The organism is Pseudomonas sp. JUb42, from assembly GCF_024807945.1.
Taxonomy (GTDB): Bacteria; Pseudomonadota; Gammaproteobacteria; order Pseudomonadales; family Pseudomonadaceae; genus Aquipseudomonas.
This window is the reverse complement of record NZ_JANUFD010000003.1, coordinates 358,836-374,661: the sequence shown is the minus strand read 5'-3', so window position 1 is coordinate 374,661 and position 15,826 is coordinate 358,836. Positions and strand designations below refer to the sequence as shown.

The 15,826-nt window shown below is 52.8% G+C and carries 12 protein-coding genes and 2 pseudogenes; 5 read left to right on the top strand and 9 right to left on the bottom strand.

The features are described from left to right. Positions 1-7: 7 nt before the first annotated feature. The 3 genes from M2401_RS08275 to coaBC all read right to left on the bottom strand — a co-directional run bounded on the left by M2401_RS08275 (position 8) and on the right by coaBC (position 4,351). Positions 8-1,405, bottom strand: a complete 1,398-nt coding sequence (locus tag M2401_RS08275; protein WP_259101708.1) for a phosphomannomutase/phosphoglucomutase — start codon at positions 1,403-1,405, stop codon at positions 8-10. 1,275 nt (positions 1,406-2,680) lie between these two features. Beyond that, positions 2,681-3,136: a dUTP diphosphatase gene (dut, locus tag M2401_RS08270; protein ID WP_259101419.1), complete on the bottom strand. Its 456-nt coding sequence runs from the start codon at positions 3,134-3,136 to the stop codon at positions 2,681-2,683. A gap of 6 nt (positions 3,137-3,142) precedes the next feature. Beyond that, positions 3,143-4,351 (bottom strand): bifunctional phosphopantothenoylcysteine decarboxylase/phosphopantothenate--cysteine ligase CoaBC, encoded by a 1,209-nt coding sequence (coaBC, locus tag M2401_RS08265; protein ID WP_259101417.1) that lies wholly within the window; start codon positions 4,349-4,351, stop codon positions 3,143-3,145. Positions 4,352-4,486: 135 nt separating this feature from the next. On the opposite strand from coaBC, the pseudogene radC reads away from it, so the two are divergent. From radC to M2401_RS08245, 4 genes and pseudogenes are all read left to right on the top strand, one after another. Continuing rightward, a pseudogene (gene radC, locus M2401_RS08260) lies at positions 4,487-4,999 on the top strand (RadC family protein); the annotation flags it as partial. Between the two features lie 613 nt (positions 5,000-5,612). After that, positions 5,613-8,969 carry a hypothetical protein gene (locus M2401_RS08255; protein ID WP_259101415.1) on the top strand — a complete coding sequence of 1,119 codons (3,357 nt, stop codon included), beginning with the start codon at positions 5,613-5,615 and terminating at the stop codon, positions 8,967-8,969. Continuing rightward, positions 8,950-9,447, top strand: coding sequence for a response regulator (locus tag M2401_RS08250; RefSeq protein ID WP_259101414.1), 498 nt, complete (start codon positions 8,950-8,952; stop codon positions 9,445-9,447). Before M2401_RS08255 ends, M2401_RS08250 begins: the two co-directional genes overlap by 20 nt. Continuing rightward, entirely contained in the window at positions 9,437-10,636 is a 1,200-nt protein-coding gene (locus tag M2401_RS08245; RefSeq protein ID WP_259101411.1) for a response regulator, read from the top strand. The genes M2401_RS08250 and M2401_RS08245 overlap by 11 nt, the downstream gene beginning before the upstream one ends. A 188-nt stretch (positions 10,637-10,824) precedes the next feature. On the opposite strand, the gene M2401_RS08240 is transcribed toward M2401_RS08245, so the two are convergent. The 6 genes and pseudogenes from M2401_RS08240 to M2401_RS08220 all read right to left on the bottom strand — a co-directional run bounded on the left by M2401_RS08240 (position 10,825) and on the right by M2401_RS08220 (position 13,554). After that, positions 10,825-11,130 carry a hypothetical protein gene (locus M2401_RS08240; protein WP_259101408.1) on the bottom strand — a complete coding sequence of 102 codons (306 nt, stop codon included), beginning with the start codon at positions 11,128-11,130 and terminating at the stop codon, positions 10,825-10,827. 227 nt (positions 11,131-11,357) lie between these two features. Then, positions 11,358-11,735 (bottom strand): hypothetical protein, encoded by a 378-nt coding sequence (locus M2401_RS08235; RefSeq protein ID WP_259101406.1) that lies wholly within the window; start codon positions 11,733-11,735, stop codon positions 11,358-11,360. A gap of 93 nt (positions 11,736-11,828) precedes the next feature. Continuing rightward, the gene (locus M2401_RS34445; RefSeq protein ID WP_409033890.1) at positions 11,829-11,921 is read right to left on the bottom strand and encodes an HNH endonuclease; all 93 of its coding nucleotides are present in this window, start codon (positions 11,919-11,921) and stop codon (positions 11,829-11,831) included. 189 nt (positions 11,922-12,110) lie between these two features. Further along, a complete protein-coding gene (locus M2401_RS08230) occupies positions 12,111-12,350 on the bottom strand; it encodes a hypothetical protein (RefSeq protein ID WP_259101403.1) in 240 nt (79 codons plus the stop codon). Between the two features lie 7 nt (positions 12,351-12,357). Further along, a pseudogene (locus tag M2401_RS08225) lies at positions 12,358-12,642 on the bottom strand (hypothetical protein); the annotation flags it as partial. Between the two features lie 183 nt (positions 12,643-12,825). Next, positions 12,826-13,554, bottom strand: a complete 729-nt coding sequence (locus M2401_RS08220) for a hypothetical protein (RefSeq protein ID WP_259101401.1) — start codon at positions 13,552-13,554, stop codon at positions 12,826-12,828. Between the two features lie 723 nt (positions 13,555-14,277). Between M2401_RS08220 and M2401_RS08215 the strand changes: the two genes are divergently transcribed. Next, positions 14,278-15,810: an FAD-dependent monooxygenase gene (locus M2401_RS08215; protein WP_259101399.1), complete on the top strand. Its 1,533-nt coding sequence runs from the start codon at positions 14,278-14,280 to the stop codon at positions 15,808-15,810. Positions 15,811-15,826: the final 16 nt, after the last annotated feature.

Below are 15,826 nucleotides of genomic sequence, written 5' to 3'. Positions count from 1 at the left end.
AAATCAATCAGAAAGGTATTTCAAGATCCGGTGCAACGAGCTTCAGTTGGGTGCGGAACACGTCCTTGATCCGTTCCAGTTCATCCTCGGTCTCGGCTTCAAAGCGTAATACCAGTACCGGCGTGGTATTGGAAGCACGAACCAGACCCCAGCCTTTCGGGTAGTCGACGCGAACACCGTCGATACTGGTCAGGTTGGCATTGCCCCACTGCGCATCGCGCTCCAGAGCCTCGATGATGGTGAACTTGGTGATGTCAGTGACCTTGATGTTGATCTCAGGCGTAGAAACGTCATTCGGGAAGGTCTTGAACAGCTCTTCGGCGCTGAGGGTTTCCTGGCTAAGGATTTCCAGCAGGCGTGCGGCGCTGTAGATACCGTCGTCGAAACCGAACCAGCGCTCCTTGAAGAAAATGTGGCCGCTCATTTCCCCGGCCAGCAGCGCACCGCTTTGTTTCATCTTCTTCTTGATCAGCGAATGACCGGTCTTCCACATCACCGGACGGCCACCGTATTCCTGGATCAGCGGGATCAGGCGACGAGTGCATTTCACGTCGAAGATGATATCCGCACCCGGGTTACGTTTTACGACATCACGGGCAAACAACATCAGCAGGCGGTCGGGGTATACGACGCTGCCGGTGTTGGTCACGACACCTACGCGGTCGCCGTCGCCGTCGAAGGCCAGGCCCAGGTCAGCGCCGGTTTCCTTGACCTTGGCGATCAGGTCCTCAAGGTTTTCCAGCTTGCCCGGATCCGGGTGATGGTTAGGGAAGTTGCCGTCGACGTCACAGAACAGCGGGATGACCTCGCAGTTCAGCGCCTCGATCAGTTGCGGCGCGATGACACCGGCCGCGCCGTTGCCGCAGTCCACCACCACTTTCAGGCGACGGGCCAGGGCGATGTCCTTGGTGATTTCCTCGAAATACGGCTTGAGGATGTCGACCTGGGTAACGCTGCCCTTGGCAGTCGGCAGGTTGTTCTGCTTGATGCGGTCGTGCAGGGCCTGGATCTGTTCGTTGGCCAGGGTGTCGCCGGCAATGACGATCTTGAAGCCGTTGTAGTCTTTCGGGTTGTGGCTGCCGGTCAGCATGACGCCGGTCTTGCCCGCCAACACGTTGGCGGCGTAGTACAACGCAGGTGTCGGCACCAGACCGACGTCGCTGACATGGCAGCCGCTGTCATGCAGGCCCTGGATCAGCTTGCTGACCAGCTCCGGGCCGGACAGGCGACCGTCGCGACCGACGGAAACGTTCGGCTCGCCCTGCGCCAGGCTTTGGGCACCGATGGCGCGGCCGATCCAGTAAGCGGTTTCAGCGCTCAACGTATCGCCGACAACGCCGCGAATGTCGTAGGCACGGAAGATCGTCTCGGGAAATTCGGGGGCAAAGGATACTGTGCTGTTCATGGCGTGGGAGTGCTCCGAGCTCAGGATGTCCTGATGTTCATCGAGAAAGTCGATATCGAAAATATCGGTATTTTGAAACAGCGGATCGGTCCACCCGGCGCTCTCGGCGGCGGGTTCGCCCGGTGCTGAAATAACGTGTGCCGTAAAGCCGGGTACAGGCTCGGACTCCTCGACTGCCGCTGCGCGCGTGGTCGGCACCACAGGCTTGCTGGCAGGCGAAAAACGGGCCAGTACCTGAGCCAGGCCATTAAGGGCCGCAAGGCTCAAACCGAAGGGTTTGACGGCATTTCCGGTGGAGAGTTCGGCAACCATCTGCTCCAGTTGTCGGGCGTCGTCGCAAACGCGCCGATGCAGCGCCCGCTCATTGAAGCGCAGGCCCAGGACAACGCCGCCCAGTGCAACCAGCGCCGCCAGCAGCAGAAACAGCCAGGACGGCTCGGTTTGCAGCACCGGACCGGGGGTAAATTCCAGCCGCCAGTTGGCGTAGGCCGTTTCGAAACGCAACGGGCGACTGCCATTCGCCTGGCCGCGCTGTGCCAGCACCTGGGCCGGACCATCGCCAAACTGCTGGATCAGCTGCACGAAACCGGTGCTTGCCGGGATCTCAGGCAAGGCATTGAGCAGACGCTGCTGATCGTATGCCAGCAGCAGCGTGCCGCTGACAGGCGCGCCTGGAGCAGTGCGCAGCGGCGCAGCGCTGTAGATCAGCCAGCGCTCGCCCACTTTGCGCGCTTCCGGTGCGACAGTCTGGCCCTGAGCCGCCTTGCCGAGCATATCGAGGGTGGCGAAGCTGATCGGCAAGGCCGCCTGGTTATCGACCTCACTCATGCCCGGCGGATTGATTCGCGCAGCAACAACACCGCCCGAAAATTTCAACGACGCCAACGCCGCGGCGGACGTATTGGCGTCCTGCAACAGGGCAGGGTTGGCAGCGGCCGCCTGGGTGTCGGCACCTATCTGCTTGAGCGCCAGGCTCACGGCACTGGCCTGGCTATTGCCCCAGCCTTGCTCCAGTTCGCGCTGATGCAGAGGATCGACGAACGCAAGCCAGACCAGTACGCCCGCCGCAGCCAGGCCGAGCGCAGCGGGGATCAGTCCGCGAACAAGGCCGGACAGGCTCGCCGCCGGTAGCTGATGGTGATCGGGTTTCGCTACTGCCTTGGTCTTGCGCTGATTACCCTTCACCAACTCTCTCTCCGGTTATTCATCCTGAATCTGGCTCTCGTCCTTTACGGAATGGCGCAGAAAATTGGCGTGTCGTCGTAGCTGCAAGGATCAGTGGCTGCCGGAATGGCCAAAGCCGCCCGCACCACGCTGGCTTTCGTCGAAGGTTTCCACCAGCTCGAAGTGCGCCTGCACCACCGGCACCAGCACCAACTGGGCAATGCGCTCACCGACAGCAATGTTGAAAGCGGTCTGCCCGCGGTTCCAGCAGGAAACCATCAGCTCGCCCTGGTAATCGGAGTCGATCAGACCGACCAGGTTGCCCAACACGATGCCGTGCTTATGCCCCAGGCCCGAGCGCGGCAGGATCAAGGCCGCCAGGCCAGGGTCGCCGATATAGATCGACAGCCCGGTGGGGATCAGCAGGGTCTGGCCCGGCTCCAGCACGGTGTCTTCCTTGAGCATGGCGCGCAGGTCCAGACCGGCAGAGCCAGGAGTAGCGTAGCTGGGAAGCGGGAAGTCGGTGCCAATGCGGGGATCGAGGATTTTGGCTTGTAGAGCATGCATTCGTGATTAAACCTGGTTCATACGGTCGGCGATAAAAGTGATCAGCTGGCGGGCAATCTTGGCCTTGCTGGTCTGGGCAAAGAGCGTTGCATGCAAGGCTCGGTCGATCACGCTGCAAGCGTTCTCCTCGCTGTTGAAGCCGATGCTGGGGTTGGCAACATCATTGGCGACGATCAGGTCGAGGTTTTTGTCCTTGAGCTTGCGTGCAGCATAGTCAAGCAGATGTTCGGTCTCGGCGGCGAAACCGACGCTGAAAGGGCGGTCAGGGCGAGTAGCGATGGTGGCAAGAATGTCCGGGTTACGGACCATCTGCAGCAACAAGCCTTCACCGTTTGTAGGGTCTTTCTTTAATTTGTGCGGGGCGATGACTTCCGGGCGGTAGTCCGCTACCGCAGCCGAGGCGATAAAAAGATCGCACGGAATCGCCGCCTCACAGGCCGCCAACATGTCGCGAGCGCTGACCACATCGACCCGCGTTACACGATCGGGGGTGGCGAGGTTGACCGGGCCGGTGATCAGGGTCACCCGCGCGCCAGCCTCAACCGCCGCTTCGGCCAGGGCAAAGCCCATTTTCCCGGAGCTGTGGTTGGTGATGTAACGCACCGGGTCGATGTTTTCCTGGGTCGGCCCGGCGGTAATCAGCACATGCTTGCCGGTCAGGGTCAGACGCTGGAAGCAGTCGGCGGCCAGTTGCGCCAGATCGTTGGCTTCGAGCATGCGCCCAAGACCCACGTCGCCGCAGGCCTGACTGCCGCTCGCCGGGCCGAACACGCGAAAGTCGCGCTCTTCCAGCAGGCGGGTGTTGGCCTGCACGGACGGATCGCGCCACATGGCCTGGTTCATCGCAGGAGCAATGGCGACCGTGGCATCGGTAGCCAGCACGATAGTCGTCAGCAAGTCGTTGGCGATGCCCTGGGCCAAGCGCGCGATCAGGTCGGCGGTGGCCGGAGCGATCAGGATCAGATCGGCCCATTTGGCCAGTTCGATATGGCCCATCGCAGCTTCAGCGGCGGGGTCGAGCAAATCCATGTGTACGGGGTGCCCGGAGAGGGCCTGCATGGTCAGCGGAGTGATGAACTCGGCGCCGCCGCGGGTCATGACCACCCGCACTTCCGCACCCTGGTCGCGCAAACGGCGAACCAGCTCAGCGCCTTTGTAGGCTGCGATGCCGCCGCCGACGCCGAGAACAATGCGTTTCCGATACAGCCGCTGCATAGGCCTGCCTTTTTGGTCAAGTGAACACGCGACGCCCATGACGCCTCCCCAGGCCCGGTCGTCGCGTAAAAAAGTTGGGCTACGATATCACAGCGTCCGCAGCGGAGCAGCGGCGCGCCCACACATGGAGGTGTTATGAGTATTCGCAACTGGCCCGCGGCGGAACGGCCCCGGGAACGATTATTGGAACTGGGGGCGGGAAGCCTCTCTGACGCAGAACTGCTGGCGATCTTCCTGCGCACCGGCGTGGCCGGAAAAAGCGCGGTGGACCTGGCGCGTCATCTCTTGAATGAATTCGGCAGCCTGCGAGTGTTACTGGATGCAGACCTGCAAACCTTCAGCAGCCACCTGGGACTGGGGCCAGCCAAGTTCACGCAGTTACAGGCCGTAATGGAAATGTCCCGACGTCATATGGCCGAAAACCTGCGCCGGGATTCCGCCCTGGAAAGCCCGGACCAGGTGCGCCATTACCTCAAGGCGCAATTGCGTGACGAGCCTCATGAAGTGTTCGCCTGCCTGTTCCTTGACAACAAACATCGAGCAGTGAACTTCGAAGTCATGTTTCAGGGCTCGATCAATCAGGCTTATGTGCATCCCCGGCAGGTGGTCAAACGCGCCATCGCCAACAACGCCGCCAGCCTGATCCTCAAAGGTTATGTTGCAAGAAAAATTGTTACATCTGCCACGAAGCTTGTGGTTACGCCATCCCGGAGAGTAAAGCGAACCCCGCCGTAACATAGAATGTGTTGCATTAAAGAGTTCAATAGCCCTCACCGGCGCCAGTTTCAAAGCTCATTTTTGACTGTCTCCAGGACTGATCGATAGGCACCAAGTGCTTGCGGCGCCTGAACGTACGATGGGGAGGCCCATGACGCATGCCCTACGTTTACGCCTTCCTCCCAGGAAGCATAGGACTAAAAAGCCGACTGTCGCCCAATAAGGTAAGGCCCTTCGCTACAAAGGCAGCTAAATTAAAAAATTCGATCTCGTGACGAAACATGATGGTAACCACTCACATGTTTAGTACGCTCAGCGTACCGAGCAAATGAGCGCTCAGGCCTCATATCAAAAAGGATGGATCAAACGCAGCAACATCGAAGCGCAGTGCTTGCAAATGCACGGCGAACATTGTGCACTCCATATTGCGATAGTAAAAACCTATCAAATCGATTTATTAAATAGCCTTTATTCATCACTCCTCTATGTCCATAGCTGCGTTTAGATGAGAACCTAATCATCATTCAAATAATGGATTATTTTTATGAGTGGTCAATTCGAAACCAACCTGCGAAAAGAGCTTCGAGGAATAGCAAGCGCAAAAGGCTACAGAAGCACTATCGTAAAACTAGGAGCAATGAGAAAGAAGACGCCGACCCAAAAATATGACGCTTTCATAAGCATATTTAAAAGCACAGCCCCTGTAAAGGCGAGATATTTAATAAGCGGCGGGCGCCGTAATTTTGCCGATCTTTTATACCAGGCAAATCTTGAAACTTTAACACTGCCTCGCGAGATCATGTTCTCTACTGCCTGGCTGTCTCAACATGCAAAGAATATCAACATATTTCTAAGTTTCTCTAAGACAATTGAACGACTAATAATAAACTCCGAATTCGTTGAAGCCTTAAAGGAAATTGAAGCTTTTATTGGCGATCATGGCTGGAGTATTTGGGCGACAGAACTATACTTTTTTTTGATTAAAGCTGCACATGGGTTTGAAAAACTTAAAGAGGTAACAGAGGCTCTAACTGTAAAATCCTCTCCTAGGATCGCAGGTCTTCTTTTCGCATGCCTACTTGACAGGAACGATGACAACTATTCAATAGATGCATTTTTTTCAAAATGGAAAGGAGTTTTTTCTAATATAAAACAACCCCCGCTTCGCAACTACCTTTCTTTCCGTGCGGTTACCCAGCTCGACGAAGGTTTAGAAATGGGGCTGGCATCCTGCCTAAGCGTAGATATACTAAACTCTTTATATGACTGCTATGAAACACTGGTTGACGCATGTGCAACAACGGTGATTGATCGGTTGTCGCCCGAATCAATGCAAAGCGCAAAACTTGCAGCGAAAACACTCCTCGCATCGGGAATTGTTGATGTCAGACTAGAAAAAATCCTCCTTCTCCTCGGAGATGTTGAAAGCTTTATATACTCCGAAGCGAGTGAGCGATCCCAAGAGATATACAATCTCATCTCTCGGACCGCTGAAAAATCAATCATCAATTTGCCTTATAACTTGAATGATCTTGTCTCAGATGTTGCTAAAAATGGCTCGGATGCCGAGGCTAGCCTTAGTAGGCTTCTACATTTTGGCGTCAACTTAAAGGTGCTACCCATCGGCGCTTCTTTGATTAATCTAGTATTCAGAATATCGGAAAACGATATACTTAATTCTAAGGCTGATCAATGGACCAGTATTCAAACAGACCATTTTCGTCTTGAAGACTGCCTGGCGCTTGAGCCATCAAATTCTTTAATTTATTTAAAAAACTTTGAAGCCCAATGTGCTGAACGCGGATCGAATTTAGCTCAAGCCAGCTACTTATTTGAAGTATTAAGCGGAAAAAAGAACAGCAATCCGCCACAGGGAATAAATGGCGATGTGCTATTTTGGCTAGGGGTGAGTTTAGTAAAGCAAGATCGATGTGATGAAGCTGAGAATATCGTAACCATCTTAAATCAGACAGGAGGATATTGGAACCGTCAAGCAAGCAAGTTATATGTTGTACTTCTGATAACTTCAGGGCAGCTAGAGCTTGCTGTGAACACTGCGGCAACTACAATAGTGCAGACGAAGAAAATTTCTAGCGAGCTCACATTACCATTGATCTTCAAGGGGAGAAAATGGAATGACTTTAGAGGCTTAGACCCCCTCGCTGTTGGGATCGTAGCTTTTTGCTCGAATATATCGCACAGCGATGCCGCAACTCTATATATATGCCGCATGGCTTGCCGTGCGGTTTATAAAAAAAATGATCCGTTAGAGACAGCATGGTCGAGTGCTGACGTACTAAACCAAGAAATGTTACGTTTTTTCTTTAAGAATGTTTGGATCGAAGAAAACCTATCGTTGACGGATATATCTACATCTCAGCAGGCTAGATTAGAACGTCTTGGCACGTTACAGAAGCTATTCACTTTAGATTCGAAAAATGAAAAAGAGTATGCAGAGGAAATCAAATCTTTAACGCTCCATCAGACCTTGTGGCTGGGCCTTAAACACATTAACGAGTCTCGAGTGTTCGTCAATGAACCCGCGATTCTACGCTGGGCCGAGAAGGAACTAGCGCTGGATTATGAAAGATGGAAACGGACAGAGGTTACGCCTCCAGATGACAGCATTCTGAAAGAAGTCATCACTAAATTCTTCTCCGATCAGGGTGCTGATGGTATCAAAAAGTCGCCGTCTGCAGAGGTGACTTCAGAGCAAGATGTTTTAATGGTAAGCATTATTGAGCGACTATTAAGAAGATTCTTGCTAGACCCCGCAGACGGGCTGAACTCTTATCTCAGCTCTAGAATCCGGCACGGATCTCTAAAAGGTACAGTACTGGGCCCTCTAGAAGAAGCCGGGTTATTACTCACAACAAAAGCATTAGATGAACTAGATCTCAATGGCAATGGCAATATTGCTCCAGCGTTTATGCAACGGGCAGCCACCTCTGTTATTGAGTTCTCATCAAACATGTCTTCATTATTAGACCATTGTAACAAAGAGATAATACGAATTCATACACCAGAAACACCCAACGGAATGATATCCATATACTTCGACAAGCCGGTAGCTGCAAAGATTTACGCTGAATCGGCCAAAGTATCCAGCCTTTCGATATTTGTAGGCTTTTGCTTTGAGACATTTTGGAGTGCAGCTAGAGTATCCTTGGAAAATATAAGCAATTATTTTCTTGGCGAATTCAAACAAAGGGTTCAAACGGAGTTTGATTCTCTTATTGAAAAGGTTATTGTCCTCGGAGATGAATTCGAACCCTTATTCACTGCAATCCGCTCAGCATCCACAGCTACTCAGCTTCAATGCGATGTCGTTGCCAGTTGGTTTTTGCCGGAAAAAGAGTTAGAACAACGAGTATTTACGCTGGATGAAACTATAGAAATCGCCAACAAAGCCACTCGAAATGTCTATAGGCTATTCAATGCTAAAATAGTTAAGCACAAAAATCAATCTTTAAGCGTTTCGCTAACAGCATATGGGTTAACCACAGTATCCGACTGCTTGTACATTATTCTTGAGAACTCATGGAAACACTCAGGATTAGAGTCCGACAGCTATGATATTGATCTGTCATTTTCGTTTGATGCGCCTAACAACTTATTACGCATTCAGGTTAAAAATCCGCTATCCGACCAAAAGCTTAACGAATTGAAAAGCTGGCGCCTTGCTCAGATACAAAAAAAGTATGAAAGTGGACCTACATTAGAGATGGTGCCAATTGAGGGAGGTTCTGGAATCCCCAAACTGGCGAAAATTTCAAGATATGCAGACAGCACTCTATGTGAACCTTTAAACATTGACATTGACGAACAGAATCTTTTTTCGGTGACAATCCATATTCCGCTATATAAGCGAGGAGATGCGTATGACGCCTATTACCAATAAATTACACTTGCTTTTAGTTGAGGACGACTCTCCTAAGCGCAAAGCAATTGAACAGTTAGTAATGGAGCATATTCCTAACTCGAGCATGGTATCTGTTCATTCGCTAAGTACAGCAATTAATGCAATTGAAAATAACGCATTTGACATCGCAATCGTCGACATGTCTCTTCCTACATACGACTTTGCCCTAGATAAAGAAGGTGGGGGGCAGCCGGAAGGATTCGGAGGCTCTGAAATTCTTCGTTTCATAGAAAGTGAGTCACCGGGTACAGGGTGCATTATTATCACTCAGTATCAAGAATTTTCTGATAAATCTGCCGGAACGTCCAAGAGAATTGAAGAATTGGTTGAGGAGTTAACAGTAGAGTTCAAACAGATACTATTTGGTGTATTTCACTATTCAGGACAGCGTGGGTCCTGGAGGGAAGAGTTGAAACGAGCCCTAATAACTATAGTAGAGACAAAGCATGTCGATTAAAGTACTTATCGTAGATGATAACAGAGATAAAATTAACTCTTTAAAAAATGAATTGATTTCGGCTGGTGTATCAGAGCAAGATATTCATAGTGCAGAGCACTCTGTAGACGCTCGCAAAGCGCTGAATAGTAATGCCTACGATCTATTGCTTTTGGATCTGATACTGCCATCTCGTAAAGATGCACAAGAATCTGCGGAAAACGGCTTAGACCTTTTAAGGCAAATAATGGAGGACGGCGATTTACCGCCCCCTAGAAATATTGTAGGAGTAACGGCTGACGAACAAGCGCTCGCACAATACGGCGAAGAATTCAGAAATCTTACCATTCAGATTTTATTTTTTGATGCGAGCAAAGACGCTTGGAGAATTTCTCTTGGCCATCTTGTTTCTTCAATAAAAGCATCAATAGCCAACGAAAACAATTACAGCAGCGATGTTTGTTTTGTCACTGCGTTAAGAGATCCCGAATTATTAGGGGTGCTTGCTCTGCCTGTCGAGTGGGGCGTCGAAGAGTCACTAGGCAATGGGATACTTTTTCAGCGTGGCATCTATATAAGTGGAGGGAAGCGCCTTAATTTTATATGCGCTCATTCGACACAGATGGGTTTGGTCGCGGCGGCATTTGTTACCCGGCTGATCATTGAACGGTTTAAACCTCGCCTCATAATGATGACCGGTATATGTGGAGGCGTTGGATCTTCAGTAAAGCTGGGAGATCTGATCGTTGCAGAGAAAAGCTGGGATTGGCAGTCTGGGAAATGGCTACACGACGGCAGCTTTGAGGCTGCGCCTGACCAAAAGGATGCGTCTCCTGAGCTTGTAGGACTGGCAAGAGGCATGACCGAAACTGCTAGAAATTTTTATAATACCTATGTAGGGAGTCGACCCGATACTGCTCCAAGTATTTTGGTCGGACCGATGGTTTCCGGGAGTGCTGTGGTTGAAAACCTGGAGTTACATGCACGATTCAAAGTACAGCACAGAAAAGCAATTGCGGTAGATATGGAATGCTACGGCGTATACTTCTCTTCCTTCATGTCTCCACCTCCCACACCTAAATTCATATGTATTAAAGCTGTCTCAGATCTTTCCGATAAAGACAAAGCTGATAAAATCCAGGCTTATTGCAGTAGCATTAGCGCATCTGTTTCGCTAAAGATTGCTGAAAAATTACTAGAAGGAAAATAAATCTCATATCATTTTTCAAAATTTTATTTTTGTAATCAACTAGTAATATTTATGGCTCGTACACAGACCTAGATATGAGCATTGAGCAGCCATTTATGCAGGCTGCTCATGTTCACAAAATCCTCAACGTGCTCAGGGGCCAACGTGGCCTGGCGGCAGCGGGTGGCCGCCGATTTTTTCGATGAGGTTCAAGAGGCGGAACGTTGAGCGACGGAGCTGCTCATATTGGTAACGTTACAGAGCGCATAGAACTGAGAGCCCTGTTTTTCCCATTGATATGCCGGAAGATTTCTGGGATTGTCGTTAGCTAGGTCATACGCCAGAAGCTGGCATTTGGCCTTGTAGAAATAGATCGCGAATTCTCGGATTTCAGTAGCAGGCAGAATCAATCCAGCAAACCCAAAAGCTGGATGTGTTTTGTACTTCGGGTGGTTGCGTGCGACGTATTGGCCGACGTGCCCGAATTCGTTAAGGTACGCGACGTAATGCGTCATAGCTACCGGATTCCTTTCCCCAGAAACACGAAAACCCGCAGCTTTCGCTAGGCGGGTCTCGGAAGGTAGGCACGAAAGCAAGCTCTCATGCGTTAAGTAAAATCATACGCAAGGTGACGCTTGTGTCAACCTGCTTTGTTGACACAACGTGAGCTTCAGTGAGGCAGGATGAGTTGCCCTGTTAGAGTGTGCCTTTGCCAGACGTCAGGCGAACCATACGCCCAGCGTCAGAGTAGAGCAGCCTTCTGCATTTCCTGACGCTTCGGCGTCAACCCGTATAGCCTCAACCTGACAGGCCGCATGCTTAGCGTAAGATTTTGTGCGTTTTCTCTATCGATCACCGAAGACGAGAGCGCGTCAAACGATGCCACGACGATCCGTGCAATGAAGTGAATAGCGCACATTCCTACTATTCCAATGCAAAACCAAATGAGCACCGCGCCAAGCGCCGCATAAGGAGCTTCGAGTGCGACACCCACCATGACCCCTCCTACCAGCGCCCACACGATGCATAGACCGGGAACCAGAAGTCTTGGGATTTGAATCAGCCACCATAGCGCCTCATCTCTGCACCAGACAGGCCGCTCAAATAGGAGTGAGTTCATGTTGCGTCCTTGCTGAAATTGAATTTTGCTTAGCATATCGTCTGAAGGCGGGGCTTGGGGTACAGATGAGCGCGATTTTCCTGGAACAGTCGGCTACCCGTAATGAGATGCCCTATGGCAGTTGGGGCACAAGGCGACAGCATTTTCCAAGGTATCAAGGCCGCCATCGGCTATGGAAAATTGCATTCCACTTGACCACCCGTTTGCATTGCCATTGACCAATCATTTGCATTCGGCATGACCAGGCGTTTGCACAAGTTTTGACCGGCGCATTGCATGCCCTCGACCGGCTGGAGTCGACCCATAGCGGTCTGTCATGAACGGTCTGTATTGGCCAAGAGTTTCCTTGAGAGCCGATCGGCTTCTAAAAGAAAATCAGATCTCGACCTGGAAGGTGGCTATACCCGCCGACTCGGCGAACCGACCCACAGCGGTCAGGCTCGCCCAGGTGCGCAGTGCTTCACGGCGCGAGCGCACCGGCAACCAGCGACTGCCAGCCCCGCCCAGGCGTACGGCCAGGGTCCATTTTTCCTCATGACGGCTGACCAGCACTTCCCGCACGGCACCGCCCTCGATCATGGCGCGCAGTGCTTCTTCCTGGATGCATTGAGGCATGTTGGTTCATCTTCCTGATGCGGTCGGTAAAGTCAGTGACCTGCGTCGACGACAGACAGTTCAAGTGGCCAAAGGTCTCCAGATGCTGAATCAACGCCTCAGGACCGCCCGGTTGATCGGCGGCGATGCGTCGGCAGGTGTTCTGCAGGATGATCCGGGCCAGCTGCGGGTTGTCGATCTGCGACGCATCGAAGGCCAGGGCGATCGAGGCGGCCAGTTCGCCCAGGTCGGGGTCAGCCTGTTGCAACGCCCGCAGCGCTGTCAGTTGGCGGGCGGTGATGGGAAGGGACACGCGGTCCTCCTATTCTCCTGATAGTCGGTGTTGCTCATACCGCGAGCACCCTTAATGGTTGACCAGGCATAGGGGGGCTGGTTTCCAGTGGTCGCAAAAAAGCCCGCCGGGGCGGGCTCTTCTGTGGGGGCCGATTGAACATAAACGGCGATATGGGTAGTCGCAACGCTTATCTCGCCCCCATCAGCAGCGCAGGCACTTCTCGCTTGAGAGATGGGTGCATCCACAGCTATCGCACTGCTGGGCGTCGACCGATGTATTGCAGTAAAAGCAAAACGGCGTGGTGTGATGGTCGACCACCAGGTAGGTCTGATGGCAAATCGGACAATCGATGGTTCCTTCAAAGTCACCAGGCATGTCCGATTCCTCGTCATTCCAATTTGGCCAAGTATCGGCCAGCCATTGATCAAGTCGATGCCCCGCGATCCAGTAAAGATCCTGTCGGTCGTAAATCAGTCCCTGGATTTGGCGCAGCATCTCAGGTGGAACGTCACGTTCTAATTTCTTCTTCAGGACGCCGTCCACGAAGAAAAAAATAAACTGAAGTGACTCAGAAATAATCTCTTCATCCTCGGCCTGGTGGTCGTAGCGGTGGTGCTCGATGCGATTTCTCTTCTTTTGGATACGTTCGATGATGGCTCGCGGCTCTGGGGGTAACCCTTGCCCCAGATTCTCAAGCCTAACGAGAGCTTCTCTTATTCCAACAGTTAGCGAGTCGTCGTTGATCTTTGTGTCGATGCTTTTGTAAATCAGAATGGGGTTGGTCCGGTGCAGCTGCTCTTTCAGGAAAAGCTCAATCGCATGAAAAATCGTAAGGATTGCGTGCTTTCTGCTCGTGTAACCAGGTGCCTTTAGGAAGTGCTCCACCCCGATTCTGAAGGAATCGACTGCGTTCGAATAAATGTCGCTCATCTCGTTTCCCCATTGGCTAAGGCCTGTTTGTGACCAGTGGAGGCGATCATCGCCATGAATTCGCCCCCATCTGACACGTAACAAGCGTAGTAGAGCCCTCTGATAATGCGGCCTGTAGCGAAATAGCACGTAACAAGGAAACCTGTAAGTCATTGATTCTCAGGTTTAAAGCACCTTCCTTGTAATCAGATGCTCTGCGTTCGAAGAAGACCATGGCATTGCAGCGGAATTCTAGGTTTGCTCTCTATGCGATATCGCAACTTCTGAATGGCGCAACAGCACCGCTGTCAATTAGTCTCCTGCCGAGCCGCCGCATAACACTCGGTGGTATGCGACGATTTCTTTGCGGATTTGAGGTTGAAGCGAACCACATCGAATGTCCGATCTGGCCGATTTGCAGCAGTGCCGAGGGACTGCAATGGGTCGACAGGCGTCGGTGGTGACCGGCGACAGTCGACCCAAAGCTACCAGCCGCATCAGATTTTTCTGGCCGCAACTCAGCCTCCTTCATTGCCAGCAAAGCAGCCTATGCCTATATTGCTGGCGTCGGAAAAGGCAGACTTGGTTTGGTAAGCCCAGGTCCTTCTGGAAACAGAAGCTCTGTCTCTGCATCGAGCATGAGGCCCCTCGGCGAATATCAGACGCAATCCATGCGTTCAATGTTCGTCTGCGCGGGGTACTTGACCTCACTCCGCTCCGGTCGAACGACCTCAGGGGTACTACATGTGCGATTCATTGATCTACGACGTTGTGATTGCCGGTGCCGGGCCGGTTGGTTTGTTTCTCGCCTGCGAGCTGCGTCTGGCTAATCTTTCGGTCTTGGTGCTGGAACAAGCCTCAAGTCTGGATTCACCGCTGAAAGCGCTTCCATTCGGCATGCGCGGGCTGTCCATTGCCACCGTTGAAGCCCTCTACCGACGCGGGCTGTTGCCTGAAATCGAGGCGAGGCGGCGAGACAGCGATCAATTGCAAAGAAGCGCCTCAGGTGCGCGCGGCGCGCAACAGGCCCGTCGGCCTGGCGGTCATTTCGCTGGCATTCAATTCTTTCTCGACACCGTCGACACGTCGACCTGGCCCTTTAGGCTGCCCGGTTCAGCCAGCCCGCTGATGAGCACTATGGAACACATTGAGTCCGTGTTAAGCGCCCGGGCTCGAGGGATGGGTGTCGACATCAGGTACGGCTGTGGTGTGGAGAGTTTCGAGCAGTCTTCTGACGAGGTCACAGTCCAGGCTGCCGGCAAGACCTATCGCGCCCACTGGCTAGTCGGATGCGATGGGGGCCGCAGTACTGTCCGTAAGGTCGGAAACTTTGAATTTTCCGGTACGGAACCTGAGTTCACCGGTTACTCGGTCGAAATCGAACTGGCTGATCCTGACCAACTCGCCGCCGGCCGCCATTACACAGAAACGGGAATGTACAACTTCCAGCCACCCGGCACGCTTGCGATGGTCGATTTCGATGGCGGCGGTTTTCATCGAACGCGGCCCGTCACGTTAGTGCACGTTCAGACCGTACTAAGGCGTATTTCCGGCATGGATGCCACGGTGACAGCCCTCCATCTCGCCACCACCTGGACGGACCGCGCCTATCAGGCCACGACGTATCGCAATGGCCGAGTCCTGCTCGCTGGCGACGCTGCGCACATTCATTCTCCTCTCGGCGGCCAAGGGCTTAATCTCGGACTCGGCGACGCCATGAATCTCGGCTGGAAGCTCGCTGCTACTGTGCGTGGCACCGCCCCGCACGATCTGCTCGACAGCTATGGTGCCGAGCGACATCCGCCAGGATCACAGGTGCTTGACTGGTCTCGTGCGCAGGTCGCGCTGATGCGACCGAGCCCCAGTTCACGGGCTCTCGCAGCCATCATCGGTGACCTTATAGAGACCCGAGACGGTGCTTCGTATTTCGCCAAACGTGTCTGGGGCGCGTCACTTCGTTACGATTTGGACCGCGACCATGACCTAGTTGGCCGGAGCGCACCCGACTTCGAACTGACCGACGGAACAAAGCTGGGCGATCTTCTCAGTGCCGGGAGGGGCGTTCTGCTGGATTTTCACCATGAGGCTCCGTTACGGAAGCTCGCGCGCAGGTGGGGTGACCAACTTCTGTACGTCGCCAGCGATGCTAAGGACACGCTTGGGCTGACCGCTGCGCTGATACGTCCCGATGGTATCGTTGCATGGGCAAGCGAGGTACTACCCGTGCCAGAAGACTGTGCCATGGCCGCTACGCGATGGTTTAGGCAGATTGAATAGTAACGCTATACGTCCG

Excerpts from the sequence above, each read along its gene's own strand:
- M2401_RS08275 (WP_259101708.1), bottom strand. The coding sequence starts at position 1,405 with ATGAACAGCACAGTATCCTTTGCCCCCGAATTTCCCGAGACGATCTTC.
- dut (WP_259101419.1), bottom strand. The coding sequence starts at position 3,136 with ATGCATGCTCTACAAGCCAAAATCCTCGATCCCCGCATTGGCACCGAC.
- coaBC (WP_259101417.1), bottom strand. The coding sequence starts at position 4,351 with ATGCAGCGGCTGTATCGGAAACGCATTGTTCTCGGCGTCGGCGGCGGC.
- M2401_RS08255 (WP_259101415.1), top strand. The coding sequence starts at position 5,613 with ATGAGTGGTCAATTCGAAACCAACCTGCGAAAAGAGCTTCGAGGAATA.
- M2401_RS08250 (WP_259101414.1), top strand. The coding sequence starts at position 8,950 with ATGACGCCTATTACCAATAAATTACACTTGCTTTTAGTTGAGGACGAC.
- M2401_RS08245 (WP_259101411.1), top strand. The coding sequence starts at position 9,437 with ATGTCGATTAAAGTACTTATCGTAGATGATAACAGAGATAAAATTAAC.
- M2401_RS08240 (WP_259101408.1), bottom strand. The coding sequence starts at position 11,130 with ATGACGCATTACGTCGCGTACCTTAACGAATTCGGGCACGTCGGCCAA.
- M2401_RS08235 (WP_259101406.1), bottom strand. The coding sequence starts at position 11,735 with ATGAACTCACTCCTATTTGAGCGGCCTGTCTGGTGCAGAGATGAGGCG.
- M2401_RS34445 (WP_409033890.1), bottom strand. The coding sequence starts at position 11,921 with ATGCAATTTTCCATAGCCGATGGCGGCCTTGATACCTTGGAAAATGCT.
- M2401_RS08230 (WP_259101403.1), bottom strand. The coding sequence starts at position 12,350 with ATGCCTCAATGCATCCAGGAAGAAGCACTGCGCGCCATGATCGAGGGC.
- M2401_RS08220 (WP_259101401.1), bottom strand. The coding sequence starts at position 13,554 with ATGAGCGACATTTATTCGAACGCAGTCGATTCCTTCAGAATCGGGGTG.
- M2401_RS08215 (WP_259101399.1), top strand. The coding sequence starts at position 14,278 with ATGTGCGATTCATTGATCTACGACGTTGTGATTGCCGGTGCCGGGCCG.